The organism is Vibrio sp. 10N.286.49.B3 (assembly GCF_002873395.1).
GTDB lineage: Bacteria > Pseudomonadota > Gammaproteobacteria > Enterobacterales > Vibrionaceae > Vibrio.
In genome coordinates this window covers 408,021-433,927 of the sequence record NZ_MCUV01000001.1, presented here as the reverse complement: position 1 = coordinate 433,927, position 25,907 = coordinate 408,021, and the positions used below count along the sequence as shown (strand labels likewise).

The window sequence follows — 25,907 nt, the reverse complement described above, 5'->3', positions numbered from 1 at the left end:
CTTTTTGCGCTTTAAATACTAATTTAAGAAAATGTGATGCAAGCCTTGTTTGAGTGATATAATGACCCTATGAGTGAAATAAGAACGAAAGTCCAATTAGTCGATATTGACGAAGATATGGCGGGTCAGCGTATTGATAACTTCTTACGCAACCAATTAAAAAATATTCCTAAGAGCATGGTTTACCGAATCGTGCGTAAGGGTGAAGTGCGGGTAAATAAAAAGCGTATTAAAGCGGATTACAAATTACAAGCGGGCGATATTGTACGCATTCCTCCGGTTACAATGGAAGAAGAGTCGCAAGATAAAGTCCCAAGTACGAAGCTAAATAAAGTCGCTGAGCTAGAACATTGCATTATTTACGAAGATGATCATCTGCTAATTTTAAATAAGCCGTCAGGAACTGCGGTTCATGGTGGCAGTGGATTGAAGTTTGGTGCGATTGAAGCGCTAAGAGCTTTACGTCCAGATGCTCGATTTTTAGAACTGGTTCACCGAATCGATCGTGATACGTCGGGCATTTTATTAGTCGCTAAAAAGCGCTCTGCTTTACGTCATTTACAGGCGCAATTTAGAGAGAAAACAGTGCAGAAGTACTATTTTGCCCTTGTTATGGGCCAGTGGAAGTCGACTTGTAAAGTGATTAATGCACCACTGCTTAAAAATGAAGTAAACAGCATTGTACGTGTTAACCCACAGGGTAAGGCATCAGAAACGCGCTATCGTATTCTAGAGAAGTTCGAACATGCTACGTTAGTGCAAGCAAGCCCAATTACAGGGCGTACGCACCAAATTCGTGTGCATTGCCAATATGCTGGTCACCCAATTGCATGGGATGATCGTTACGGTGATCGTCGATTTGATGCTTATACTGCAAAAGTTGGTTTGCAGCGCTTATTCTTGCATGCTGCTAATATTAAGTTTGCCCATCCATCGAATGAAGAAAAGATGGATATTTCAGCGCCTATGGAAGCAAAACTAGAGTACGCTTTGAAAAAATTACGCGCTTAATTAGGGACACTTTATCTATTGGTTGATTTATTCACGTACATTTAGTCTCACATGCCGAGTCAGTATGGATGCTGCCAGGGCATGTGAGAGCTTTGATTTACTGGTTATTTATACTCAGTACGTCAATGCCTTGTTGATTTAACATGTCAATCAAAGTGATGAGTGGTAAACCGATTAATGCATTCGGATCTTTGCCTTCTAGTTTTTCAAACAGAGCGATGCCTAAACCTTCGCTCTTAAAACTACCTGCGCAATACCATGGTTGCTCGGTATCAACGTAATATTCAATCATAGCCATTGATAGAGAGCGGAAATGGACATGGAAAACATCAACTTCGATATCGCAGTGACCGGTTTGGCTGTTAAAGACCGCTAACCCAGTATAGAAAGTGATGCGCTGTCCACTTTGTGCCAGTAACTGCTCGATAGCTTTTTCACGTGTGAGCGGTTTTCCTACTATTTGATCGTTAATAACACAAACCTGATCGGAGCCAATCACTAAACTTGGCTTATCAACAGTACAAGAACGAGCTTTATTCTCTGCTAATCGCTGCACTAATTCGATTGGTGTTTCGCCTGCAAATGGCGTTTCATCACAGTTGGGCTCTAGTGTTTTAAAGGGCAGAGCCAGTTTATTTAGTAATTGTTGACGAAAAGGTGAAGTTGACGCTAAAACTAGTTGGTAATTTTTCATTTTAATTTACAATCTTAGTGAGTCTATGGTTTAGCATATATGAACTTATGATTGCGATCCTAATTCTCTTTGTGGGATGAGTGGAAATGTACATTTTTTTTCCCTTTTCCTTTGACTAAATACATTTTGGAAGATAATATTCGCGCCCTATGCAAAAGGTAAAATTACCGCGAACGGTTGATCCTGCCAAAAATGCTCAGAAACGTCTTGATTTCGATGGTATCATCCAAGTCAGTCTTTTTAAGCGTTTAAGTCAGACAGTCGTAAGCGTCAAACGCGACGCACAAGTCTCATTGTCATTTGGGCTTGATGAACAGCGATTAGTCGTTATCTCTGGTAAAGCTAACGTCGAAGTCGATTTAGAGTGTCAGCGCTGCAATGAAGTCTACACACATTTGTGTGAAGTCGACTTTACTTGTACTCCTGTTTACAGCGAGAAGAGTGAAGAAGAAGCCCCGGAAGAGTATGATTTGGTAGATCTAAACGAGTACGGTGAGCTAGACATCATTAAGTTAGTTGAAGACGAGTTCATCCTTGAATTGCCACAAATAGCAATGCACGATACTGCGGAATGTAGCGTTAACTCAAATAACTTGGTATTTGGTGAACTTCCAGAAGAAATTTTGGAAGATGAAAAGCCGAATCCATTCGATGTTTTAAAAAGTTTAAAGCGTTAATTTGCTTAAAGCTAAGACAAAGGAGTAGGGTCAATGGCCGTACAAAAGAGCAAAAAATCACGTTCAATGCGTGGCATGCGTCGTTCACATGATGCACTAACTACAGCTGCACTTTCTGTAGACGCAACTTCAGGTGAAACTCACCTACGTCACAACGTGACTGCTGACGGTTACTACCGTGGCAAAAAGGTTATCAACAAGTAAGGTTGATTCCTTTGCAAAGTATTACCGTTGCACTTGATGCAATGGGCGGGGACTTTGGTCCTCGCGTTACAGTGCCTGCCGCCGTGCAGGCATTGTCACATTTCCCAGAGCTAAAAGTGATTATTATTGGTGATCAAGATTTGATCACGCCTCAACTATCGCGACTTGGTCTAGCTTCTCACCCTCGATTGAGTGTGCAGCATACCGAGCGAACCATCTCCAATTCAGAAAAGCCTTCTTTAGCATTACGTAATAGCCAAGGTAGCTCCATGCGTTTGGCCATCGATGCCGTGGAATCCCATCAAGCGGATGCCTGTGTTAGTGCCGGAAATACTGGTGCTTTAATGGCATTATCACGTTTTCGATTAAAGCTTTTACCTGGTATTGACCGTCCTGCGCTTGTCTCATCTTTGCCAACTTCTTCTGGTCAAAAAACTTGGATGCTTGATCTTGGTGCAAATGTATCGAGTGATGCTGACTCTCTATTTCAATTTGCCATCATGGGTAGTGCTCTTGCAGAACAGCACCTTTCTCGCCCAGCTCGCGTTGCTATTTTAAATATTGGCGCTGAAGAGATTAAAGGTAATGATTTAGTCAAACGCTGTGCTGAAATGCTTTCACAGAGTGAATCTGTGGACTACATCGGTTATATTGAAGGTAATCAGCTGCTTCAAGGGGTGGCTGATGTCATTGTATGCGACGGCTTTGTGGGTAATATCTGTTTAAAAACCTGCGAAGGGACGGCTCAACTTTTTATTGATAAGCTAAAATCGAGCATGATGGCTTCATCACTAAAGGGTTGGATTGCAAGAATATTATTTTCTGAGTTATTTACTGAATTAAAAACATTGAACCCCGACCAGTATAACGGCGCAAGTTTGTTAGGATTGCGAGGTATTGTTATCAAAAGTCACGGAAGTGCTGATATTTCAGCCGTTGTGAATGCAATCGGTGAAGCAGTACATGAAGTCAGAGAACAAATACCAAGTCGCATTAGCGATCGTTTGGAAGCGGTTTTACTCGAGAGGCATTATTAGTCTTTATGCATAGCAAAATTTTAGGTACTGGCAGCTATTTGCCATCTCAGGTGCGAACAAACGCAGACTTAGAGAAAATGGTGGAGACCAATGATGAATGGATCGTTGCTCGAACGGGTATAAAAGAACGCCGCATTGCAGCAGAAGGTGAAACCGTTGCTGATATGGCTTACCATGCTTCGGTAAATGCAATTGAAATGGCCGGTATCAATAATGATGATATTGACCTAATCATTGTTGCGACCACGAGCGCTAGCCATAGCTTTCCTTCTTCTGCCTGTCAGTTGCAAGCACAATTAGAGATAAAAGGTTGCCCAGCATTTGATTTAGCCGCAGCTTGTTCTGGTTTTGTTTATGCATTATCTGTCGCTGATCAACATATTAAATCTGGAATGTGTAAAAACGTTCTTGTTGTTGGTGCTGATGCATTATCTAAGACATGTGATCCAACGGATCGCTCAACCATTATCTTGTTTGGTGATGCAGCAGGTGCAGTTGTGATTGGTGCAAGTGAAGAGCCAGGTATCATATCGACTCACATCTACTCAGATGGTCGTTTTGGCGAACTTTTAAGTCTACCAACGCCAAGCCGTGATAAAACCAATGTCGATCATTGGTTACACATGGCTGGTAATGAAGTATTTAAAGTCGCTGTGACGCAGTTATCGCGCCTTGTTAAAGATACACTTGAAGCGAATAATATGGATAAATCGGAACTAGATTGGTTAGTTCCGCATCAAGCCAATTATCGTATTATTTCAGCGACAGCGAAGAAGTTATCGATGTCACTTGATCAAGTGGTTATTACCCTTGACCGACACGGTAATACTTCAGCTGCGACCGTTCCTACGGCATTAGATGAAGCCGTACGTGATGGTCGCATTCAGCGTGGTCAAACTTTACTACTAGAAGCGTTTGGTGGCGGGTTCACTTGGGGCTCTGCGCTGGTTAAATTTTAAGATCATTAATGATTGTAAATAGGTGAGTAACTTATCTCGGCTCATTGGCTTAAATATAAGCTCAAGCTTTTTTGATACTTACCTATCTTAAGCATTTTTAAAGGAAGAATATTTATGAATACGTTTGCTGTCGTATTTCCAGGTCAAGGCTCTCAAGCTCTTGGTATGCTTGCTGAGCTAGGCGAGCAATATGATGTTGTAAAACAAACTTTTGCCGAAGCTTCAGAGGTTTTAGGTTACGATCTTTGGGCTCTAGTTCAAGCGGGCCCAGTGGAAGATCTAAACCAAACTCATCGAACTCAACCTGCGCTGCTAGCTTCTTCAGTTGCGATTTGGCGTGTATGGCAAGAGCAAGGTTTAGCGCAACCAGCGAACCTTGCAGGTCATAGCTTAGGTGAGTATTCTGCACTAGTGTGTGCGGGTGTGATTGACTTTAAAGAAGCGATTAAGCTCGTTGAGCTTCGTGGCCAATTAATGCAAGAAGCCGTACCAGCGGGTGTTGGTGCAATGTTCGCAATTATCGGCTTAGATGATGCTGCTATTGCAAAAGCTTGTGAAGATGCAGCGCAAGGTGAAGTCGTTTCTCCAGTTAACTTTAACTCACCAGGTCAAGTTGTTATCGCTGGTAATAAAGCCGCGGTTGAACGTGCAGGTGTATTATGTAAAGAAGCTGGCGCAAAACGTGCATTACCTCTACCTGTTTCTGTGCCTTCACATTGTGCATTAATGCAGCCAGCAGCCGATAAGCTAGCTATCGCGTTAGAAAGTATTGAATTTAATGCGCCATCTATCCCTGTTATTAATAACGTAGATGTAGCAGCAGAAACTGATCCTGCCAAAATTAAAGATGCATTAGTGCGTCAACTGCATAGCCCTGTTCGTTGGACAGAAGCGGTAGAAAAAATGCATGCTCAAGGTGTGGTTAAATTGTTTGAGTTAGGTCCAGGAAAGGTTCTGACAGGGTTAACTAAGCGTATTGTTAAGGCGCTTACTGCTGCCCCTGTTAATGATGTAGCATCACTAGACGCAGCAAAATAGTCATGTTCTTATAGGGAATAAATATGAATTTACAAGGCAAAATTGCACTGGTTACTGGTGCAAGCCGTGGTATTGGTCGTGCAATTGCTGAGCTTTTAGTTGAGCGTGGCGCGACGGTAATCGGTACAGCAACAAGCGATCATGGTGCACTTGCTATCAGTGAGTATTTAGGAGCAAATGGCAAAGGCTTTGCGCTTAATGTGACGGAACCAGCATCAATAGAAACGACGTTAAAAGCGATTGTTGAAGAGTTTGGTGCCATTGATATTTTAGTTAATAATGCAGGTATTACACGCGATAATCTTCTAATGCGCATGAAAGATGACGAGTGGACAGATATTATGGATACGAATTTAACTTCGATTTTCCGTCTATCTAAAGCTGTACTTCGTGGTATGATGAAGAAACGCAATGGTCGTATTGTTAACGTAGGCTCAGTTGTTGGTACTATGGGTAACCCTGGTCAAGCAAACTATGCTGCAGCGAAAGCAGGTGTGATTGGTTTTACTAAATCAATGGCTCGTGAAGTCGCTTCTCGAGGGGTAACGGTTAATACGGTTGCTCCGGGCTTTATCGAGACTGATATGACTAAAGCTCTAAATGATGAACAGCGTGCGGCAACGTTATCTAATGTGCCAGCTGGTCGTTTAGGTGATCCACGTGAAATTGCTGAAGCGGTGGCTTTTTTGGCTTCACCAGCGGCAGCTTACATCACTGGTGAAACACTTCACGTAAACGGTGGCATGTACATGGTTTAAATTTTACACTCCCCAGTGTATGATTTAGGTCAATATTGTATGTAAATTCGGTTAAAATTCCATAAATTGTGGTTTGACCAGCAACGTCGCCCTTGCAACTTTTAAAAGTTTGAATAAACTACGGAAAACATCGCATTAAAGCGAACTCTGTAAAGGAAAATAAAAATGAGCAACCTCGAAGAACGCGTAAAAAAAATCATTATTGAACAGCTAGGTGTTGATGAAGCAGAAGTTAAAAACGAAGCTTCTTTTGTTGATGACCTTGGTGCTGATTCTCTAGATACAGTTGAGCTAGTAATGGCTCTAGAAGAAGAATTTGACACTGAGATTCCAGACGAAGAAGCTGAGAAAATCACTACTGTTCAAGCTGCTATCGATTACGTAACTAGCGCTCAGTAATATTTCTCTTCAGGCGGTCAATTGACCGCCTGAGTTTTATCTTCCTTCTTTAATCCTTTCAAATCATTTCAATTCCCGGAGAATAAAATCGTGTCCAAGCGTCGTGTAGTTGTTACTGGCATGGGTATGTTGTCGCCGGTAGGCAACAATGTAGAATCATCTTGGAAAGCCCTGCTAGCTGGTCAAAGCGGTATCGTTGATATCGAGCACTTTGACACCACCAATTTCCCAACTCGTTTTGCAGGTTTAGTTAAAGACTTTAACTGCGAAGAGTATATGTCTAAAAAAGATGCTCGTAAGATGGATTTATTTATCCAGTACGGCGTCGCAGCAGGTATTCAAGCTCTTGATGACTCCGGCTTAACGATTACAGAAGATAACGCACCTCGTGTTGGTGTTGCTATTGGTTCTGGTATCGGTGGTCTTGGTTTAATTGAAGCGGGTCATCAAGCATTAACTGAAAAAGGTCCACGTAAAATCAGTCCTTTTTTCGTGCCTTCAACAATTGTTAATATGATAGCTGGCCACTTATCGATTATGCGCGGTATGCGTGGTCCTAACATTGCCATTTCAACAGCATGCACAACAGGTTTACATAACATCGGCCACGCTGCGCGCATGATCGCTTATGGTGATGCTGAAGCTATGCTTGCTGGTGGTGCTGAGAAAGCATCAACACCGTTAGGAATGGGTGGCTTTGCTGCCGCTAAAGCACTTTCTACTCGTAATGATGAGCCACAAAGAGCCTCTCGTCCTTGGGATAAAGACCGTGATGGTTTTGTTCTTGGTGATGGTGCAGGTATGATGGTACTTGAAGAGTACGAACATGCTAAAGCTCGTGGCGCTAAAATTTATTGTGAATTAGTTGGTTTTGGTATGTCTGGTGATGCTTACCATATGACATCACCAAGTGCTGATGGTTCTGGTGGAGCATTAGCTATGGAAGCGGCAATGCGTGATGCTGGTCTAACAGGTTCACAGGTTGGGTATGTTAACGCTCACGGTACTTCAACACCGGCTGGTGATCTTGCTGAAATTAAAGGCATCAAGCGTGCTCTAGGTGAAGAAGGATTTGCAAATGTACTAATCTCTTCAACTAAGTCAATGACTGGTCACCTACTTGGTGCTGCAGGCTCTGCTGAAGCCATTATTACGGCAATGTCTCTGGTTGATCAAATTGTACCGCCAACCATAAACTTAGATAATCCAGAAGAAGAGCTAGAAGGCGTGGACCTTGTTCCTCATACAGCACGTAAGACAGAAATGACTTATGCAGCATGTAACTCTTTCGGCTTTGGTGGCACTAACGGCTGTCTGATCTTCAAAAAAATCTAGTTTGACTCAACTCTGACTTGTTTTTAAACGGTTCAATGCTTAGCATTGAGCCGTTTTTTATTTTTTAGGTAAATGGAATGTACTGGGTAAATGGAGAGCGTACCAAGCAATTAGAATTAAGTGATCGCTCATTTCAGTATGGTGATGGTTGTTTTACAACGATGCAAACAAGAGACGGGCAGATTGATCTTTTTGAACAGCACCAGCAAAGAGTCGATGCTTGTCTTGCGGTATTAGCAATGCCGGCTCTGGATTGGACTAAGGTAAAAATCTGGTTAGATAAAGCGGTATCATCGTCGTCTCTTGCCGGTATAAAGCTACATATTAGCCGAGGGCAGGGTGGGCGAGGTTATAGCTTTAAAGGCGTTGGGTCGCCAGTGGTGACTATCTCAGCCTTTGAATATCCTCAACACTATTTATCTTGGCAACACTCAGGGGTTAAACTTGGTGTTTGTCAGCAGAGATTAGGACTTGTCCCTATGCTAGCTGGCCACAAACACAATAACCGTCTGGAGCAGGTATTACTCAAAGCCGAAATGGATCAACAGGGTGAAGTGGATGGTATTGTGCTCGATATTAATCACCATGTTATTGAAACCACCATGGCAAACATTTTTTGGACTTGTGGCAATATATTATATACTCCTGCGTTGGATCAATCTGGCGTTGCAGGCGTGATGCGAAAACAAGTTCTGAAAAAGGCGGATTTACTGGGCTTAATCGTTAAAGAAGGTCAGTATACTTTTGAACACCTGCTTGATAGTGAAGAGGTATTTATGACTAATTCAATTCTTGGCGTAGCCCCTATAACAGCGATACAGACATCTTATTACTCAATTGGGCCTCATACCAAGGCACTGCAAGGAATTCTTAACTCGTGATAAAAAAAATTTTCATCGCTATATCTTTTCTTCTTATTTTGCTCGCAGGCGCGGCTTTTTACACTTTGAATCAAGCTAAAAGTTACCTAGCAACCCCTTTAACAAATGTACATGATGAGATTATTACGATTTCAGCAGGAAGTAGTTTTAATAGTGTCGTTAAGCAGTTAACCGATAATGAGTGGCTTGAGGCTTCTCCTTATCTTCGCCTTATACCGAAATTGCGACCAGAGCTAACACAACTAAAGGCAGGCACTTTCCAATTAGAGCAAGGCTTAACCTTTGAGCAGGCTTTACTGGCTTTGATTGAAGGCAAAGAGCACCAGTTTTCTATTACTTTTGTGGAAGGCAGTCGTTTTAGCGAGTGGCTTGTACAGTTGCAGCAAGATAAATATTTACGTCATACACTCAATGATGTCAGTGAAAAAGAGATTGCTCAACTCATCGGTAGCGATCAGGAGAAGTTAGAGGGTTTATTTCTCGCAGAAACTTACTACTTTACTCTAGGTACGACAGATTTAGATCTCCTCAAGCGCGCGCATCAAAAGTTAAATACCGTTTTAGAGCAAGAGTGGCAAGAAAAAGCGCAAGGGCTACCACTTAACAATGCCTATGAAGCACTCATATTAGCCTCTATTATTGAGAAAGAAACAGGCGTAGCTGCAGAGCGTGAGCGCGTATCTTCAGTGTTTATTAATCGTTTAAATATTGGTATGCGTCTGCAAACAGATCCTACCGTTATTTACGGCATGGGAGATAGTTACGAGGGCAACATTCGTAAAAAGGATCTAAGAACGCCAACGCCATATAATACCTATACCATGTCAGGGTTACCGCCAACACCGATTGCCATGGCTGGTCGAGAATCGATTCATGCAGCATTGCATCCTGAAGATAGTCCATATTTCTATTTTGTTGCTAGTGGTAAAGGGGGACATGTGTTCTCTAAAACACTCGCAGAACATAATCGCGCAGTACGCGCTTACTTAAAAGAATTAAGAAAAAACCGATGAATAAAGCAAAATTTATAGTTATTGAAGGGTTAGAAGGTGCCGGTAAGAGCACAGCCATCAATGCAATATTAGACACTCTAAACCAAGTTGGTATTACCGATATCGTTAAGACTCGTGAACCTGGCGGAACAGTATTAGCTGAAAAGATGCGCTCATTGGTGAAAGAAGAGCACCAAGGAGAAGTTCTGCAGGATATGACAGAGCTTCTATTGATGTACGCAGCTCGTGTTCAGTTAGTTGAAAATGTTATAAAACCAGCACTGTTGAATCAGCAGTGGGTTGTTGGTGATCGTCATGACATGTCTTCACAGGCATATCAAGGTGGTGGACGCCAAATCGCTCATGAAACTATGAGTCAGTTAAAACAGACAACCTTAGGTGGTTTTCGTCCAGATCTGACACTGTATCTTGATTTAGATCCTCGTATTGGTCTTGAGCGTGCAAGAGGGCGAGGAGAGTTAGATCGCATCGAGAAAATGGATATCAGCTTTTTTGATCGCTCTCGTGCTCGTTACCTTGAAATTGCAGCTCAAGATGAGAGTGTTATTGTGATTAACGCTGAGCAAACGGTTGATGCTGTTGCAAGTGATATCAAGGCAGCACTTGCTAACTGGCTACAAAGATAAGGTTAAAGAATGACAAAACTGTACCCTTGGCTACTTCCTACATGGGAGAGCTGGAAACAGAATTTAGATCAGGATCGTTTATCTGGTTCGATGCTACTTCATGCTGCGCAAGGGATGGGAGTAGATAAACTACTTGAACAGTTCTCACAAGCTGTGATGTGTCGTAATTATCCAAGCGAAGCGTGTGGTTTTTGTCATAGCTGCGATTTAATGAAATCTCATAGTCATCCAGATGTGCATTGGATAAAGCCAGAGAAACTAGGTAAAGGAATTACGGTTGATCAAATTAGACAAGCGAATCAATTAGCTCAGGGTAAGTCACATCTTAATGGCTACCGTTTGATCATTATTGAGCCAGCAGAAGCCATGAATGAATCGGCTTCTAACGCACTGTTGAAAACACTCGAAGAGCCGGGGGCTCAGTGTTTGTTTTTGTTAGTGGCACACCAGATGGATAAACTATTACCAACCATTGTGAGCCGCTGCCAGCAGTGGCATATCCCACAACCTCAAACTGATGTTGTGCACCAGTGGGCTCAAGCTCAAACGACAAAAACAGTGCCAAGCTTTGCGGCTAGTTTGGCTAACCATTCACCACTGCATACCTTAGCGTTAGTAGAAGACGGTGAAATAAGCCAATATACCCAATTGGAGCGAGTTTTTATCGAACAGCTCCAGCAGGGTGTCATCATGCCGACTACTTTATGGAATGAGGTTTCCAGTGATGTTGAAGTTAAGCTAAATTGGCTTTGTCACTTATTAATAGATACTCAAAAATATCATTTTGGCTTACGAGATGATTATTTGATGCCTGGAGCTAAATCACTGGCACAGGTTATAAATTATACACAAACGTATCAAGTAACCTCTCTTTTGTTGGAGGTCATAGCACAGTTATCCACTTATGCTGGTTTAAATGCTGAGCTAATTGTTACTAATTGGATTTTACAGTCCCAAGAGGTCATATGTTCGTAGACTCACACTGTCATTTAGACAAACTTAATTATGATGATGTTCACACTGGTGTTGAAGATGTTATCGAAAAAGCCATGAAGGCAAATGTAAAGCAGTTACTTTCTGTTGGCGTTACGCTTGAAGCTTTTCCTGCGATGATCGACATGATCGCACCGCATGATAATGTACACGCTTCGTGTGGCGTGCATCCTTTAGATGTAGAGAGTGAATTTTCTTTAGAGCGTTTATATGAACATGCCCGTCACCCTAAGGTTGTTGCAATTGGTGAAACTGGGCTCGATTACCACTATCAACCTGAAACTGCAGAACTGCAAAAAACACGTTTTAAACAACATGTAGAATTAGCAGTGAAATTGAATAAGCCATTAATTATCCATACTCGCCAAGCACGTGAAGATACATTAAGTATTTTACGTGAGGGGAGAGCAGAGAAGTGTGGCGGAGTGATTCACTGTTTTACTGAAGATCTGGCATTTGCACAAGCAGCAATGGAGCTAGGTTTTTACATCTCTATTTCAGGTATTGTGACTTTTAAGCAAGCAAAAGAGTTAAAAGAAGTGGTAAAACAACTTCCTTTAGAGCGCTTATTGATAGAAACAGACTCACCTTATCTTGCCCCTATTCCTCATCGGGGTAGTGAAAATCAACCGGCTTATGTTGTCGAGGTTGCTGCATATATTGCTCAGTTAAAGGGGTTGTCTCTTGCTGAAGTCGGTAAAGTGACAACAGCAAACTATCAAGATCTTTTTTTGCGACAATAATCAACTATCATAATTACGTGTATAAAAAGAGAGCTAAAAAGTATTTATCTTTAACATTAGAAACATATTGATTGATTGTTTTTAGTATTTACTAAATATGTTGAAGGTAAAGGTGAATAAATACACAGATGTAATTTTGTTTCAGTAATTAACATTAGAGTGTATTTTATTTTAGCAGTGAAATTAATTCCTTTTATGATTATGGTGTTGTTTTATAATGTTTTTTTGTTGGTTAGTGATAGGTTTTATCTAATGAGTGTATGTGATCTATAACGAATTTTGAAACTAATTTTCATAAGCTACTGGAATGTTAGGGTAGCAACACTATATATTTAGTGGCTGAAAATGTACTGCAATAGCTAGTTACATTTTTTATGAGTGCTAATATTATGACTACGGGGGTATGTCGTTAGCTCTCAAACAATTCTAAAAATTAATCAGGAGCATAAATATGTTTAAGAACCTTTTTGCCCAGCTGCAAAAAGTTGGTAAGTCGCTGATGCTACCAGTATCAGTACTTCCAGTTGCAGGTATTTTGTTAGGGGTTGGTGCTGCCGATCTATCTTTCATACCAGAAATTGTTTCTAATCTAATGGAACAAGCTGGTGGCTCAGTATTCGGTCAAATGGCATTGCTATTTGCAGTTGGTGTTGCTTTAGGCTTTACCAATAACGACGGTGTTGCAGGTCTTGCTGCAATCGTTGGTTACGGTATTATGACTGCCACCTTGTCAGTTATGGCTGGCGTTATGGGCGTAGAGTCTATCGATACTGGTGTGCTTGGTGGCATCCTTGTTGGTGGTGTTGCTGCTTGGTCATTTAACCGTTTCTTTAAAATTCAGCTACCAGAATATCTAGGATTTTTTGCCGGTAAACGTGCGGTACCAATTATTACAGGCTTTTTATCCATTGGTCTTGGTATCTTACTTTCTATCATTTGGCCTCCAGTTGGCGCAGCGATTGGTACTTTCTCTCACTGGGCTGCAGAACAGAATCCACAGTTAGCTTTCGGTATCTACGGTGTTATCGAACGTTCATTGATTCCTTTTGGTCTTCATCATGTATGGAACGTGCCTTTCTTCTTTGAAGCAGGTTCTTGTGTAAACGCTGCTGGCGAACCTCAAAATGGTATCTTAACTTGTTACCTAGTGGCTGATGAAGCATCACGTATCGCTGGTAATGGCTTCGGTCAATTATCTGGTGGTTACATGTTCAAGATGTTTGGTCTTCCAGCTGCTGCTATTGCTATGGCACATTGTGCTAAGCCAGAAAACCGCGCGAAAGTTATGGGTATTATGGTTTCTGCAGCGCTAACGTCATTCTTGACGGGTATTACAGAACCAATTGAATTCTCATTCTTGTTTGTCGCACCTGTATTATACGCAATCCACGCATTGCTAGCAGGTTCAGCATACGTTGTTGCTAACACACTTGGTTTTGTTCACGGTACTTCTTTCTCGCACGGTTTAATTGACTTTATCGTTCTTTCTGGCAACGCTCAGAAAATGATGTTGATGGTTGGTGTTGGTTTAGTTTATGCAGCGATTTACTACTTTGTATTCCGTGGTGTCATTCTAGCTATGGATTTAAAAACGCCAGGTCGTGAAGATGAATCAGATGAAGCTGCATCAACAAGCACAGGTTCTGAGCTTGCGGGTGAGCTTGTCGCTGCCTTCGGTGGTAAAGCGAATATCACAAACCTAGATGCTTGTATTACTCGTCTACGTGTTTCTGTTGCTGATACAGAAGTTGTTGACCAAGCAAAACTTAAGCAATTAGGTGCCGCTGGTGTGGTTGTGGTATCTGGTGGTGTTCAAGCTATCTTTGGTACTAAATCAGATAACTTAAAAACAGATATGGATGAGTGGATCCGTAATAACGGCTAAACTTACAGACCTTATCAAAATGAACAAAAGGAGGCCAATGGTCTCCTTTTTTAGTTTTCAGCTACGAGGTTACATAGACTGAAACTACAAATGCATTAAATCACTAATTTGATGTATTAAATCTATGTTTAGGCGTCACTCTACCCATCACTTACCAAATATTACTCTCATTTCCACTCTAAGTGATTAAAAAATAAAGGCATACAGTATTAATTTCTAATGAGTGAAATAAAACTGTCATCATTCTTGGTTAACATTCATAACCATCTTTTCATGTCTCGTTTTAAGCAACTTGAGACTCTGTGATGGTTTTTTATGACATACCGAAAGAATAAGCAACAGTGGTCTCTCTCATTAATCCAAGCAATTAGCCTTACTCTACTTACCATTACTCTATTGGCTATTGGGGTCTCAATGGCAAGCTTTCGTGGTATTAATCAAGTTGGTGACCAATTTGATGACTTATCTCAAAATGCCTTACCACTTGCGATGACAAACAGTGCTCTTACTGAAAACATTTTAGAGCAAGTAAAATTACTTAACTATGGTATTCAATTGCAAGAGGCCGAGGCACTTAATTCGGTTGAAGCAGATATTGCCACGCTTGCATCACAGACAGAAACATTGGTGGAAAGTGTTGCCACTATCGCTGAGCATTTCAACGGTGTGATTAGCGTACCTCAACAGCATGCCTTAACGGATAATATCCAGACTCTCTTACAGCTCACGCATTCAATTATTACCAAACAATCAAATGTTATTGCGATTCAGCAAGATATTAATCAAGCCGTTACCGGCTTTCGCTATGGACTGAGCTCTATTGGTCCTGAAATGAATCGAATTAGTTCTTTTTTAGCCGCTCAAAACCCTCAATCAAGTGATGCAGCGAATCGCTTTATTGCCTCTGCTAGTTCATTGGAAAGCTCATTTCTCACATTAATGATGCAAGATGATAAAACAAAAGCAGATCGAGAATATCGTGAAATGCGTAATCGTATCGCTGGTATTCAATTAGCGTATGATGATTTTAAAGATTGGCATCCTGATATCGTTGAGTTTGCCAGTCTGACTGCGCCTTATGAGATGGTTCAAGATGGATTTGGATCCGATGGTGTGATTATGATGATCTTAGAGAAACTAGATCAAAGCATCATTCAACGCCAAGAACTCGAGCAGGCAACAATCGTAGCGCATGAAACAATTGAAATATTGAGAAATATTTCCAACTCAGCGGTACAGCTAATCCATCAAAGTGAAGCAGTGGTGAATAGCACTATTAGTACATTAAGTACCACCATACTTATTGGCTGTTTGGTGATGGTTATGGTGATCTTGATCTCTTGGTTCAGTTTAAGGTTATGGGTTAAAAAAGGCTTAAGTAATATCATGCAGCGACTATCGCTATTGGTTGAGCATGATTATCGTGGTCAAGTGCCATTGATTGGTCCTTTTGAGTTAAAAGAGATTGCTCATAAGCTCAATCAAGTGATTAGTTCTACACACGATTCGGTTTCGAGTGTGACTCGTAATTGTGAATTGTTATACCAAACGGCAGAAATTAATCATGATGCAGCTGAACAATCCAATCAAAGTTTACAGCTGCAAAATACGGCACTATCCAACATGATATCAACAGTGGTAGAGCTAGAAGCATCGATTAAAGAGATTGCTATAGTAACAAATGACTGTTGTGATGAGAGCCAAACAGCAACAGAAAAAACGCTTAAGGGTGCACAGGTTATCGATGGTAACCGTCAGCGTTTAAAATCTTTAGAAGAAGCACTCGATCTTAATGAGCTATCAATGCAAGAGTTAGATCAGCGTGTTAAACAAATTCGAGAAATGGTAGATATGATCCGTGGTATTGCGGATAACACCAATCTGCTGGCACTAAACGCAGCGATTGAAGCCGCCCGAGCGGGTAGTCAAGGTCGAGGTTTTGCCGTTGTTGCTGATGAAGTACGTAAACTGGCTAGTGATACTTCTCTGCAGACCACGAATATTAGTGAGAGAATGAATGAGCTTGTTATTGCCGCTGAAAAATCGCGTCAAGCTGTGCGTGATTCACGTGAAGAGATGACGAACGCATTGCACTCTAGTGATGAAGTCACAGAGACATTTACTGAAATTAACCAAATCGTAAATCATATTCGTGAGCAGGTTGAACATATATCGGTTGCAACAGAACAGCAAAAATCAGCAACAGAAGAAGTATCTCAGTCAATAACATTGGTTTCTGACCAAGGTGAAAATACGAAGTTACAGCTAGATTCTATGGTTGAAAATACAGAGCAGGTTGCTGATATATCAGGACATCAACAGGCAATGTTGCATAAATATATCTTACATAAAGTATCGTAATTTATTCAGGCATTCATTTTTAGGCTTTATCCGTGAGGCAGAACACGTATAATCGCGCTAATTATGCATAAGCTGCAAACTTACGAGAAATCAAACCATGTCAAAAATGTTTTTTAAAGGCCGTATTGAAACACGTCAGAACCATGTTTTATCCGGCTATAACGTGAACCGTGATGTGAAATTAGGTACAGAAGAAGCACCGATTTCAGTTCAGGTAAAGAGCGAAGAGCGTCAACAAGAAGTTGAAAAAGTATTAGCAGAGCATAACATTATCGCGAGCATCACGATTGATGCCGAGAGCGATGAAAATACTTTAGAGCTAGAGACGCTATTAAATAAACCACAACCAACACATTTTGAAAAAACACCTAACCGCAATGATCCTTGTTCTTGTGGAAGTGGCAAAAAATACAAAAAGTGTTGTGCATAAGTACACTGCGATAATTTGACATATTACGTCTGAGTGCCGATATTATAAATTAATATCGGTATTTTTTTGTTCGGTCAGAAAATGTGATGATTACTTTATATTGACAGGTTAGAAGTAGTGATAACTTGAACATTAATTAGACACCTGTTATTAATTTATTGTTGCATTGACAAACTTGCCTAATAGTAGAGCAGGTTGTACGAAGGAGCACGATTATGGAAACCGATCTTAAAATAGCTTTAAGCATTATTGCCGGCACATTTAGTATTTTATTCGCATATGGTTTGATTGTCATTACTCACTAACTTTGCTATCAGAACCTGTCAACTCACTATTTTTCACATTGGAGTTGTATGAATAATTCTGGGTATATCACCAATAAAGCACAATTAATTGATGCTATTGATTTTGCAAAATACTCGCATGGAAAGATATCACTTGTTGCACAAGGGGGAGGGCAAAGAGGTATTTTTACCTCCGGTGTGCTAGATGCTTTTTTACTATCAAATTTTGATCCATTTGATGAGTTTTATGGTACATCAGCAGGTGCTCTTAATGTTTGTGGTTATTTATGTAGACAGCCCGGTTTAGGTAAAGCATTCATAGTCGATTTAACGACATCCTCGCACTTTTTTAATCTATTTTCCTATATTCGTAAAAAGCAATTTATGGATTTGAATTGGGCGTTAGATAGCATCACCAATTATCCTTATAAGTTAGATTTAGACTTAGGCCATCGAGTATTAGGTAAGCGTAAGGCTTTTGCTGCCGTTACTGATGCCAATCATTTCTCAGACCACTACTTATCAATGCTCAAGCCCAACTGGTACGATGTCATGCTCGCTACGTGCGCTATACCACGCCTATATGATGGCGAAGTGAGTATAGCAGGGCGCAACTATGTTGATGGTGGTGTATCGGCTTCTATCCCTGTTCAAGAGGCTTGGCGGCGAGGGTCGAGATCGATCATTGTAATTCGTACTGAACCGATAGCGGTATTATCGGATGAGAAAAGTGACTCTATTACTTTGAATCGGCAACCGCAAGAGTCGACCCTTTTGACCGACCAGTGGCAAATGAAGCTAGATCAGTGGCGCGATAATTGGTCTGATTTTATTCAAGAAAAGTGGTCTCAAGTAAAGTATCAAGAATCAGATAAGAAAAAGTTAACGCGTTTAAATGGGGGGCGCTGGTTATTTGGTGCGGATGATATTTATCGCTTAGGACATCTATTTGGTGATAGTTTCGATGCAAGTTTAGCGGACATGCTGATGGTCCATTACCAAACGTATTCATTAACATTGGATTTTTTAGCTAAGCCACCTGATGATGTATTTGTTTTGCAAATTGCTCCAGATGAGCCTTTGAAATCAACGTCACTTTTAAGTGATGAAGACGAGCTTATTTTTGATTATGAGCAAGGTTTAATTGCTGGATACCGATTTGTTGATTGGTATACAAAAAACGTTGAATAAAAACCTACGTCTCTGTTTAAAAATATAATTTAGAGATACGAAATTAATATCTTGATTTTGCGATAGATATTCAATTCTGTGTAATCAAATGCACTTTTATTACTAATTTACTCGAACATAACTCGCTTAATGGTATGGTGCTACCTAATAAAGAGGATTCTTAATTTTCTCAAATAAATAAGAGCTTCTTCCTATCTTTTATCATTAGATTTAAGTTGAATTATCACTTTCAAAGCGTAATCTTCGTGATGCAGATCACGGCGATATGCTAAGTGACTTCACAATTACTTCGCAAAGTAAAAAAATCATCAGGTTATTGATTTTTGGAGTGTAACATGTACATGGCTCAACCGGGCCATATTGATCATATCAAACAGGTCAATGCTGGTCGTGTATATAAATTAATAGACCATTTTGGTCCCATCTCTCGTATTGATTTGTCAAAGCTAAGTGCGTTGGCACCTGCGAGTATCACGAAAATCACACGTGAGCTAATTGAAGCCCACCTCATCCACGAGACAGTGGTCCAAGAAAGTATTTCTCGAGGGCGTCCGGCTGTTGGTTTACAAACCCATAATGAAGGGTGGCAGTTTTTGTCTATGCGCCTTGGGCGTGGTTACTTGATTATCGCTTTGCATGAGCTTGGTGGTGATGTCTTAATCGATACAAAAATTGAAATCCATGAACGAGATCAAGACGATCTACTTGCTCGCTTGTTATATGAAATAGAAGATTTCTTTCAAGCTTATTCTGAGCAGTTAGATCGATTAACAAGTATTGCGATTGCGTTACCTGGCTTAGTTAATTCTGAGCAAGGGCTCGTACTGCAAATGCCACATTATAATGTTAAAAACTTACAGCTTGGACCAGAGATTCATCAAGCAACAGGCCTGCCCGTTTTTATTGCCAATGACACTAGGGCGTGGGCGCTTGCTGAAAAGTTATTTGGCAACTCGCAAAATAATGATAATTCAGTGCTGATATCGATTCACCATGGACTTGGTGCAGGCATTATTTTAGACGGTCGAGTACTACAGGGGCGACACGGAAACATCGGTGAGCTTGGTCATATTCAAATTGATCCTAATGGTAAGCTATGTGATTGCGGTAATCGAGGTTGTTTAGAAACGGTTGCAAGCTCAAAAGCGATTCGCGAAGAAGTGACGCAGCGTATTTTGCAAGGTGAGTCTTCAATACTGGAATCTCATGAGAGCATTAGCATTGAAGATGTATGCTTAGCGGCAGCACAAGGCGATCCTTTGTCGGTTGATGTCATCGAAAAATTAGGGCGTTACCTTGGTTCAGCTATTGCGATTGTGATTAATCTATTTAATCCAGAGAAAATATTAATTGGTGGCGTAATTAATCAGGCAAAAAATGTACTCTATCCAGCGATTCAGTCTTGTATAGAAGAGCAAAGTTTAGCCGTTTATCATCAAGATTTAGAACTCGTTGAATCCCGTTTTTATAAGCAAGCTACGATGCCAGGGGCTGCGCTGGTGAAGCAAGCGCTGTACGATGGTTTGCTATTAATGAAAGTTATAGAAGGTTAGTTGGCTCTCAGTTTGGTGCAGTCGTTGCGATTTATACTCCAATTACAGTGAAAAAATAGGTAAGATGCTGATCTTATAAGGATATTAATTGCTTCAATTAAGGTGGTATGAAGTATGTCAGGGGTATTAAATTCCGTTGATCAGAGAACAAAGTTAGTTGGTGAGAATCGTCTTGAGCTATTATTATTCGGTTTAAATAGCCGTCAACTATTTGCAATCAATGTTTTTAAAATAAAAGAAGTGTTACAAGTACCAGTTATGACAAAATTGCCTGGTAGTCATCATCATATTACTGGTGTTGCTTCACTACGAGGGGAAGCGGTTCCTGTCATTGACTTGCGTCGTGCTATTGGCTTTCCTGCATTGGCAGAGCAACCTCAAGAGCAAAACTTAATCATTACGGAATATAATCGCTCGATTCAAGGTTTTCTTGTTGGGCAGGTTCGTAATATTGTCAATACGACTTGGACTGAAATCCAACCACCACCAAAAACGACAGGACGTTCTAATTATCTCACTGCAATTACCCAAATTAGCGAAGAACAACAATCAAAAATTGTTGAAATTATCGATGTAGAGAAGGTATTGGCAGAGATAATTGATTACGATATTTCCATTTCGGAAGGGGTGCTAGATCCGAATTTAGTGGATAAAATGGTAGGGCGTAATGTTCTTATTGTTGATGACTCATCGACCGCACGTAATCAAATTAAAGCAACCCTATCTCAACTTGGGCTCAATATTATTGAATGTAATGATGGACTAGAGGCACTGACGCTGCTTAAACAGTGGTGTGATGAAGGTAAGGATATCTATGAAGATATTTTGCTGATGATAACGGATGCTGAGATGCCAGAAATGGATGGCTATAAGTTAACGCATGAAGTTCGTAGTGATGCACGAATGAAAGACTTGTTTGTGGCATTAAATACATCGCTAAGTGGTAGCTTTAATCAAGCAATGGTCGATAAGGTCGGTTGTAATCGATTTATATCAAAGTTCCAACCGGATTTATTAGTCGATGTGGTTCAGTCTCGTTTACGCATGATGTAGTGCGCTGCTATTTTTAAATGGGTTCGAATTTTGCGAACCCATTTGCTTATTGATTCATACATTGTTCAGTGGCTTAAGAGCTAACTACTCATGATCTAAAGCGCTTTTACTTAGGCTGAGCATCAATACACTGACCGTTGATCTCAGTTAAGGCTGGATTCATTAAGTGCAAATAAAGAGGCATGATATCCAGAGGTGTTTTAAGTGTATTCGCATCTTCACCTGGGTAAGCTTTTGCTCTCATGCGTGTTTGTGTCGCACCTGGGTTAATCGCATTGACGCGTATTTTACTAGTGCTGAGTTCGTCGGCTAATACCTGCATCATGCCCTCAGTAGCAAATTTCGATATTGCATAAGATCCCCAGAAAGTGCGACCTACATGACCAACAGTAGATGAGGTAAATATAATACGACCGGCTTCTGCTTTGCGTAATGCTGGCAATAAGGCTTGGGTCATTAAGAACTCCGCTTTTACATTGATCTGCAAAACATCATCGAAAGTCTCTTCATCAATTTGCTCAAAGGGACTTAACGTACCTAAAACCCCTGCATTATGTAATAAACCATCTAAACGGCCAAATTGCGCCAAAATTGTATCCGCCATATCCAGGTAGTTTTGTTTGGTTGCACCTTTTAAATCAAGAGGAATAATAGCCGGCTTAGGGTAACCTGCAGCTTCAATTTCATCGTAGACTAATTCAAGGTTTTTAACGTTACGCCCAAGTAGTATTACAGTCGCTCCGTGCTGGGCGTAAGTCATTGCTGCCTGTCTGCCAATACCAGCACCAGCGCCAGTCACTAAAATAATCTTTTCTTTTAATCCGTCATCTGAAATAAAATATTCCACTATTACGACCCTTTTCTGGTTCTATCGATTGATTTTAGCCTTAAAAAGCCACATATAATCAATCAGATTAGTTTAATTTCTTGGTAAATCCATCAAGTGGTTTACAATACACTAATTCAGACATTAGGGGATATGACATTGGAATTTTTGTTGGATTACGGCTTATTTCTAGCCAAGATTATAACGGTTGTGATTGCGATAATTGCATTACTTGTTATTAGCAAATCAGTCAGCGGTAAATCATCGGCAAAAGGTGAATTAGAAGTTACAAACCTATCAGAGCAGCATAAAGATACGATAGAGCAATTAGAGCACCATTTGCATGATAGTACTTTTATTAAAGCTCGCGATAAAGCTGAGAAAAAAATAGCAAAAGAGAAAACTAAGCTACGCGAGAAAGAAGTGAAGAAAGCCAATAAAGATGGTGTGCTGGACAGTGCGCGTGAGCCTCATTTATTTGTCTTGGATTTTAATGGCAGCATAGATGCAAAAGAGGTGATGTCACTAAGAGAAGAAGTGACAGCGATTATCGCTATTGCACGCGAAGGCGACGAAGTCTTACTACGATTAGAGTCTGGCGGTGGTATGGTGCATGGCTATGGGTTAGCATCTTCACAGCTTGATCGCCTAAAAGCAGCCAATCTACCATTAACGATTTCAGTGGATAAAGTCGCGGCTAGTGGTGGTTATATGATGGCTTGTATTGCGGATAAAATCGTATCAGCCCCTTTTGCTATCGTCGGTTCTATCGGTGTCATTGCACAAATTCCCAACTTCAACAAGCTGCTTAAAAAGCATGATATTGAATTTGAACAAATGACGGCAGGTGAATACAAACGTACTTTAACCATGTTTGGTGAAAACAGTGATAAAGCGCGTGATAAATTTAAGCAAGAGCTTGAAGAAACACATGGCTTATTCAAAGACTTTATCCATCAACGTCGCCCAGATTTAGACTTGGAATCAGTAGCAACGGGTGAGCATTGGTTTGGTACTCAGGCATTAACACTGGGTCTTGTCGATGAAATTAAAACATCAGATGACTTGGTTATGGCAGCATGTAAAGACAAGACTGTATTGTCGGTGCGCTATGTCGCTAAGAAAAAACTGTCAGATAAACTTGCGGGTGCAGCAGGGCAGTCGGCGGACAGTCTGTTATTAAAGTTGGCTGAAAGAGGTCAAAAGCCAATCATGTAGAGTGCTAGGTAGGCATTTTACCAATGGGCTTAATGGCAATGTGCGTTAAGCCTATTTTCATCTAATTAATATTTCCCTCGCTCGATCTTTTATTTCCCTCTATAATATGCCGCGATAAAAGCGGCAATATTCCTTTCTCGTTACAACGATGAGATAGCGTTAGCGGCTCAATAACATGGAGATAGACATGTCAGTTCAAATGCCAGTAATTACAGTAGATGGTCCTAGCGGTGCAGGTAAAGGTACCCTTTGTATGTTGATAGCGAACAAATTAGGCTTTCATTTACTTGACTCTGGAGCGATATACCGAGTACTTGCTCTTGCTGCTATTCATCATGGTGTTGATACGGAATCTGAAGAAGCACTTGTCCCTTTAGCAACGCATTTAGATGTTCAGTTTATTGCTGAAGGTGACTTAGTTAAAGTGATCTTAGAGGGTGAGGATGTATCAGGCGAACTACGTAAAGAAGAAACCGGAATGGCGGCTTCTAAAGTAGCGGCTTTACCTCGTGTACGTGAAGCTTTGCTGCGTCGTCAGCGTGCTTTTGAAGCTCAACCGGGTTTAGTTGCTGATGGTCGAGATATGGGGACGGTTGTTTTTCCAACAGCGGTTGCTAAAATATTCCTTGATGCTAGTGCAGAAGAACGCGCACAAAGACGTCTTAAACAGTTGCAAGGTAAAGGCTTAAATGTTAACTTTGACGACCTTTTGTGCGAGATACAAGAGCGTGATGACCGAGACCGTAACCGTGCTGTCTCTCCTTTACGCCCTGCTGATGATGCACTTGTATTAGATTCTACGTCGATGTCAATTGAACAAGTCGTAGAGAACGCGCTACAATTTATAGAATCTAAGCTGGCTTAGCAATTCCGCTAAGCGAGTTAAGAACGTTGGTCGCAAGGATGATGACTGGCGAATTTATCAACCCCATGCGGTAGGATACCCATGGACGTTTAATTATTGAAGATTAAATAATGACTGAATCTTTTGCTCAACTCTTTGAAGAGTTTCTATCTGAAACTGAATTCCAACAAGGTAGTATCGTTAAAGGTACTGTAGTAGCTATCGAGAACGGTTACGTTCTTGTTGATGCTGGCCTTAAGTCTGAATCTGCTATCCCTGCTGAACAATTCAAGAACGCTGCTGGCGAACTTGAAGTTGAAGTTGGTGCTGAAGTAGACGTAGCTCTTGACGCTGTTGAAGATGGTTTCGGTGAAACTCAACTTTCTCGTGAGAAAGCGAAGCGTCACGAAGCTTGGATCGTTCTTGAGAAAGCTTGTGAAGAAGCTGAAACTGTTGTTGGTATCATCAACGGTAAAGTTAAAGGCGGTTTCACTGTTGAACTAAACGGTATCCGTGCTTTCCTTCCTGGTTCTCTAGTAGACGTGCGTCCAATCCGCGACACTGCTCACCTAGAAAATAAAGAGCTAGAGTTCAAAGTAATCAAGCTAGACCAGAAGCGTAACAACGTTGTTGTTTCTCGTCGTGCTGTTATCGAATCTGAAAACAGTGTTGAGCGTGACGAACTTCTTGAAACTCTACAAGAAGGTACTGAAGTTAAAGGTATCGTTAAGAACCTTACTGACTACGGCGCATTCGTTGATCTTGGCGGTGTTGACGGTCTACTACATATCACTGATATGGCGTGGAAACGTGTTAAGCACCCATCAGAGATCGTTAACGTTGGTGACGAAATCCTAGTTAAAGTACTTAAGTTTGACCGTGAGCGCACTCGTGTTTCTCTAGGCCTTAAGCAACTTGGCGAAGATCCATGGGTAGCAATCGCTAAGCGTTACCCAGAAGGTCACAAACTTTCTGGTCGTGTTACAAACCTAACTGACTACGGCTGCTTCGTTGAAATCGAAGAAGGCGTTGAAGGTCTAGTACACGTTTCTGAAATGGATTGGACTAACAAGAACATCCACCCTTCTAAAGTTGTTAATGTTGGCGACGAAGTTGAGGTTATGGTTCTTGATATCGACGAAGAACGTCGTCGTATCTCTCTAGGTCTGAAACAGTGTAAAGCTAACCCATGGCAGTCATTTGCAGAAATGCAAGCTAAGGGCGACCAAGTTACTGGTAAGATCAAGTCTATCACTGACTTTGGTATCTTCATCGGTCTTGAAGGCGGCATCGACGGTCTTGTTCACCTATCTGACATTTCTTGGAATGTTGCTGGTGAAGACGCAGTACGCGAATACAAGAAAGGCGATGAAATCTCAGCTGTTGTTCTAGCAGTAGACGCAGAGCGTGAGCGTATTTCTCTTGGCGTTAAGCAAATGGAAAACGACCCGTTCAATGCATACGTTGCTGACAACAAGAAAGGTACTCTAGTAAACGGTACTGTAACTGCTGTTGACGCGAAAGGTGCTACTGTTGAACTAGTAGACGGCGTTGAAGGTTACATCCGTGCTTCTGAAGTATCTCGTGACCGTATCGAAGATGCATCACTAATCCTAAGCGTTGGCGACAGTGTTGAAGCTAAGTTCACCGGTGTAGACCGTAAGAACCGCGTAATCAACCTATCTATCAAAGCTAAAGATGAAGCTGATGAGCAAGAAGCAATGGCTTCACTGAACAAGTCAGAAGATGGCGGTTTCGGTAACGCTATGGCAGACGCATTTAAGGCTGCTAAAGGCGAATAATTAAAAAATCGCTAATAGAGGAGCCGAAAGGCTCCTTTTTTTTTGATAAGTGCCTGCTTTTATTGCTTCTATGGATTATATTAATAGAGAAC

General features: G+C 41.1%; 26 protein-coding genes. 24 read left to right on the top strand and 2 right to left on the bottom strand.

The window, feature by feature from the left end; all coding sequences use genetic code 11:
- Window positions 1-69: 69 nt before the first annotated feature.
- Complete coding sequence (gene rluC / locus BCU68_RS01885) at window positions 70-1,011, top strand: 23S rRNA pseudouridine(955/2504/2580) synthase RluC (protein ID WP_102563082.1); 942 nt, start codon at window positions 70-72, stop codon at window positions 1,009-1,011.
- A 97-nt stretch (window positions 1,012-1,108) separates the two neighbouring features.
- On the opposite strand, the gene BCU68_RS01880 is transcribed toward rluC, so the two are convergent.
- Window positions 1,109-1,705, bottom strand: a complete 597-nt coding sequence (locus BCU68_RS01880; RefSeq protein WP_102563081.1) for a nucleoside triphosphate pyrophosphatase — start codon at window positions 1,703-1,705, stop codon at window positions 1,109-1,111.
- Between the two features lie 149 nt (window positions 1,706-1,854).
- Between BCU68_RS01880 and yceD the strand changes: the two genes are divergently transcribed.
- The 20 genes from yceD (at window position 1,855) to BCU68_RS01780 (ending at window position 21,125) form a co-directional block, all read left to right on the top strand.
- Window positions 1,855-2,382, top strand: a complete 528-nt coding sequence (gene yceD / locus BCU68_RS01875; RefSeq protein WP_102563080.1) for a 23S rRNA accumulation protein YceD — start codon at window positions 1,855-1,857, stop codon at window positions 2,380-2,382.
- A 33-nt stretch (window positions 2,383-2,415) separates the two neighbouring features.
- The gene (gene rpmF, locus BCU68_RS01870) at window positions 2,416-2,586 is read left to right on the top strand and encodes a 50S ribosomal protein L32 (RefSeq protein WP_017051312.1); all 171 of its coding nucleotides are present in this window, start codon (window positions 2,416-2,418) and stop codon (window positions 2,584-2,586) included.
- 11 nt (window positions 2,587-2,597) lie between these two features.
- Window positions 2,598-3,623 (top strand): phosphate acyltransferase PlsX, encoded by a 1,026-nt coding sequence (gene plsX / locus BCU68_RS01865; RefSeq protein ID WP_102563079.1) that lies wholly within the window; start codon window positions 2,598-2,600, stop codon window positions 3,621-3,623.
- 5 nt (window positions 3,624-3,628) lie between these two features.
- Window positions 3,629-4,582 carry a beta-ketoacyl-ACP synthase III gene (locus tag BCU68_RS01860; RefSeq protein ID WP_102563078.1) on the top strand — a complete coding sequence of 318 codons (954 nt, stop codon included), beginning with the start codon at window positions 3,629-3,631 and terminating at the stop codon, window positions 4,580-4,582.
- A gap of 114 nt (window positions 4,583-4,696) precedes the next feature.
- The gene (gene fabD / locus BCU68_RS01855; RefSeq protein WP_102563077.1) at window positions 4,697-5,620 is read left to right on the top strand and encodes an ACP S-malonyltransferase; all 924 of its coding nucleotides are present in this window, start codon (window positions 4,697-4,699) and stop codon (window positions 5,618-5,620) included.
- 23 nt (window positions 5,621-5,643) lie between these two features.
- A complete protein-coding gene (gene fabG / locus BCU68_RS01850; protein WP_102563076.1) occupies window positions 5,644-6,378 on the top strand; it encodes a 3-oxoacyl-ACP reductase FabG in 735 nt (244 codons plus the stop codon).
- A gap of 165 nt (window positions 6,379-6,543) precedes the next feature.
- Window positions 6,544-6,777 (top strand): acyl carrier protein, encoded by a 234-nt coding sequence (gene acpP / locus BCU68_RS01845; RefSeq protein ID WP_017051317.1) that lies wholly within the window; start codon window positions 6,544-6,546, stop codon window positions 6,775-6,777.
- A 90-nt stretch (window positions 6,778-6,867) separates the two neighbouring features.
- Window positions 6,868-8,112 (top strand): beta-ketoacyl-ACP synthase II, encoded by a 1,245-nt coding sequence (fabF, locus tag BCU68_RS01840; protein ID WP_102563075.1) that lies wholly within the window; start codon window positions 6,868-6,870, stop codon window positions 8,110-8,112.
- Window positions 8,113-8,189: 77 nt separating this feature from the next.
- Window positions 8,190-8,993, top strand: coding sequence for an aminodeoxychorismate lyase (pabC, locus tag BCU68_RS01835; RefSeq protein WP_102563074.1), 804 nt, complete (start codon window positions 8,190-8,192; stop codon window positions 8,991-8,993).
- Entirely contained in the window at window positions 8,990-10,006 is a 1,017-nt protein-coding gene (mltG, locus tag BCU68_RS01830) for an endolytic transglycosylase MltG (RefSeq protein ID WP_102563073.1), read from the top strand. The genes pabC and mltG overlap by 4 nt, the downstream gene beginning before the upstream one ends.
- Window positions 10,003-10,632: a dTMP kinase gene (gene tmk, locus BCU68_RS01825; protein WP_102563072.1), complete on the top strand. Its 630-nt coding sequence runs from the start codon at window positions 10,003-10,005 to the stop codon at window positions 10,630-10,632. Before mltG ends, tmk begins: the two co-directional genes overlap by 4 nt.
- A gap of 9 nt (window positions 10,633-10,641) precedes the next feature.
- The gene (holB, locus tag BCU68_RS01820; protein WP_102563071.1) at window positions 10,642-11,607 is read left to right on the top strand and encodes a DNA polymerase III subunit delta'; all 966 of its coding nucleotides are present in this window, start codon (window positions 10,642-10,644) and stop codon (window positions 11,605-11,607) included.
- Window positions 11,598-12,368: a YchF/TatD family DNA exonuclease gene (locus tag BCU68_RS01815; protein WP_102563070.1), complete on the top strand. Its 771-nt coding sequence runs from the start codon at window positions 11,598-11,600 to the stop codon at window positions 12,366-12,368. The genes holB and BCU68_RS01815 overlap by 10 nt, the downstream gene beginning before the upstream one ends.
- Before the next feature lie 451 nt (window positions 12,369-12,819).
- On the top strand, window positions 12,820-14,253 hold the full coding sequence (ptsG, locus tag BCU68_RS01810; RefSeq protein WP_102563069.1) for a PTS glucose transporter subunit IIBC: 1,434 nt from the start codon (window positions 12,820-12,822) through the stop codon (window positions 14,251-14,253).
- A 315-nt stretch (window positions 14,254-14,568) separates the two neighbouring features.
- A complete protein-coding gene (locus BCU68_RS01805; RefSeq protein WP_102563068.1) occupies window positions 14,569-16,614 on the top strand; it encodes a methyl-accepting chemotaxis protein in 2,046 nt (681 codons plus the stop codon).
- A 97-nt stretch (window positions 16,615-16,711) separates the two neighbouring features.
- The gene (locus BCU68_RS01800) at window positions 16,712-17,044 is read left to right on the top strand and encodes a PBPRA1643 family SWIM/SEC-C metal-binding motif protein (RefSeq protein ID WP_102563067.1); all 333 of its coding nucleotides are present in this window, start codon (window positions 16,712-16,714) and stop codon (window positions 17,042-17,044) included.
- Window positions 17,045-17,259: 215 nt separating this feature from the next.
- Entirely contained in the window at window positions 17,260-17,349 is a 90-nt protein-coding gene (locus BCU68_RS01795) for a YnhF family membrane protein (protein ID WP_102563066.1), read from the top strand.
- A gap of 48 nt (window positions 17,350-17,397) precedes the next feature.
- The gene (locus BCU68_RS01790) at window positions 17,398-18,519 is read left to right on the top strand and encodes a patatin-like phospholipase family protein (RefSeq protein WP_102563065.1); all 1,122 of its coding nucleotides are present in this window, start codon (window positions 17,398-17,400) and stop codon (window positions 18,517-18,519) included.
- A 335-nt stretch (window positions 18,520-18,854) separates the two neighbouring features.
- Window positions 18,855-20,072: an ROK family protein gene (locus tag BCU68_RS01785; RefSeq protein ID WP_102563064.1), complete on the top strand. Its 1,218-nt coding sequence runs from the start codon at window positions 18,855-18,857 to the stop codon at window positions 20,070-20,072.
- A 114-nt stretch (window positions 20,073-20,186) separates the two neighbouring features.
- On the top strand, window positions 20,187-21,125 hold the full coding sequence (locus tag BCU68_RS01780; protein WP_102563063.1) for a chemotaxis protein CheV: 939 nt from the start codon (window positions 20,187-20,189) through the stop codon (window positions 21,123-21,125).
- A gap of 106 nt (window positions 21,126-21,231) precedes the next feature.
- Here the strand turns inward: BCU68_RS01780 and BCU68_RS01775 are convergent, their stop codons facing one another.
- Window positions 21,232-21,972: a YciK family oxidoreductase gene (locus tag BCU68_RS01775; RefSeq protein ID WP_102563062.1), complete on the bottom strand. Its 741-nt coding sequence runs from the start codon at window positions 21,970-21,972 to the stop codon at window positions 21,232-21,234.
- Between the two features lie 132 nt (window positions 21,973-22,104).
- Between BCU68_RS01775 and sohB the strand changes: the two genes are divergently transcribed.
- The 3 genes from sohB to rpsA all read left to right on the top strand — a co-directional run bounded on the left by sohB (window position 22,105) and on the right by rpsA (window position 25,815).
- On the top strand, window positions 22,105-23,169 hold the full coding sequence (gene sohB / locus BCU68_RS01770) for a protease SohB (RefSeq protein WP_198591669.1): 1,065 nt from the start codon (window positions 22,105-22,107) through the stop codon (window positions 23,167-23,169).
- A 187-nt stretch (window positions 23,170-23,356) separates the two neighbouring features.
- Complete coding sequence (gene cmk / locus BCU68_RS01765; RefSeq protein ID WP_102563061.1) at window positions 23,357-24,034, top strand: (d)CMP kinase; 678 nt, start codon at window positions 23,357-23,359, stop codon at window positions 24,032-24,034.
- Between the two features lie 110 nt (window positions 24,035-24,144).
- Window positions 24,145-25,815 (top strand): 30S ribosomal protein S1, encoded by a 1,671-nt coding sequence (gene rpsA, locus BCU68_RS01760; protein WP_102563060.1) that lies wholly within the window; start codon window positions 24,145-24,147, stop codon window positions 25,813-25,815.
- Window positions 25,816-25,907: the final 92 nt, after the last annotated feature.

Excerpts from the sequence above, each read along its gene's own strand:
- rluC (WP_102563082.1), top strand. The coding sequence starts at position 70 with ATGAGTGAAATAAGAACGAAAGTCCAATTAGTCGATATTGACGAAGAT.
- BCU68_RS01880 (WP_102563081.1), bottom strand. The coding sequence starts at position 1,705 with ATGAAAAATTACCAACTAGTTTTAGCGTCAACTTCACCTTTTCGTCAA.
- yceD (WP_102563080.1), top strand. The coding sequence starts at position 1,855 with ATGCAAAAGGTAAAATTACCGCGAACGGTTGATCCTGCCAAAAATGCT.
- rpmF (WP_017051312.1), top strand. The coding sequence starts at position 2,416 with ATGGCCGTACAAAAGAGCAAAAAATCACGTTCAATGCGTGGCATGCGT.
- BCU68_RS01860 (WP_102563078.1), top strand. The coding sequence starts at position 3,629 with ATGCATAGCAAAATTTTAGGTACTGGCAGCTATTTGCCATCTCAGGTG.
- fabD (WP_102563077.1), top strand. The coding sequence starts at position 4,697 with ATGAATACGTTTGCTGTCGTATTTCCAGGTCAAGGCTCTCAAGCTCTT.
- fabG (WP_102563076.1), top strand. The coding sequence starts at position 5,644 with ATGAATTTACAAGGCAAAATTGCACTGGTTACTGGTGCAAGCCGTGGT.
- acpP (WP_017051317.1), top strand. The coding sequence starts at position 6,544 with ATGAGCAACCTCGAAGAACGCGTAAAAAAAATCATTATTGAACAGCTA.
- pabC (WP_102563074.1), top strand. The coding sequence starts at position 8,190 with ATGTACTGGGTAAATGGAGAGCGTACCAAGCAATTAGAATTAAGTGAT.
- tmk (WP_102563072.1), top strand. The coding sequence starts at position 10,003 with ATGAATAAAGCAAAATTTATAGTTATTGAAGGGTTAGAAGGTGCCGGT.
- holB (WP_102563071.1), top strand. The coding sequence starts at position 10,642 with ATGACAAAACTGTACCCTTGGCTACTTCCTACATGGGAGAGCTGGAAA.
- BCU68_RS01815 (WP_102563070.1), top strand. The coding sequence starts at position 11,598 with ATGTTCGTAGACTCACACTGTCATTTAGACAAACTTAATTATGATGAT.
- ptsG (WP_102563069.1), top strand. The coding sequence starts at position 12,820 with ATGTTTAAGAACCTTTTTGCCCAGCTGCAAAAAGTTGGTAAGTCGCTG.
- BCU68_RS01805 (WP_102563068.1), top strand. The coding sequence starts at position 14,569 with ATGACATACCGAAAGAATAAGCAACAGTGGTCTCTCTCATTAATCCAA.
- BCU68_RS01800 (WP_102563067.1), top strand. The coding sequence starts at position 16,712 with ATGTCAAAAATGTTTTTTAAAGGCCGTATTGAAACACGTCAGAACCAT.
- BCU68_RS01795 (WP_102563066.1), top strand. The coding sequence starts at position 17,260 with ATGGAAACCGATCTTAAAATAGCTTTAAGCATTATTGCCGGCACATTT.
- BCU68_RS01790 (WP_102563065.1), top strand. The coding sequence starts at position 17,398 with ATGAATAATTCTGGGTATATCACCAATAAAGCACAATTAATTGATGCT.
- BCU68_RS01785 (WP_102563064.1), top strand. The coding sequence starts at position 18,855 with ATGTACATGGCTCAACCGGGCCATATTGATCATATCAAACAGGTCAAT.
- BCU68_RS01780 (WP_102563063.1), top strand. The coding sequence starts at position 20,187 with ATGTCAGGGGTATTAAATTCCGTTGATCAGAGAACAAAGTTAGTTGGT.
- sohB (WP_198591669.1), top strand. The coding sequence starts at position 22,105 with ATGACATTGGAATTTTTGTTGGATTACGGCTTATTTCTAGCCAAGATT.
- cmk (WP_102563061.1), top strand. The coding sequence starts at position 23,357 with ATGTCAGTTCAAATGCCAGTAATTACAGTAGATGGTCCTAGCGGTGCA.
- rpsA (WP_102563060.1), top strand. The coding sequence starts at position 24,145 with ATGACTGAATCTTTTGCTCAACTCTTTGAAGAGTTTCTATCTGAAACT.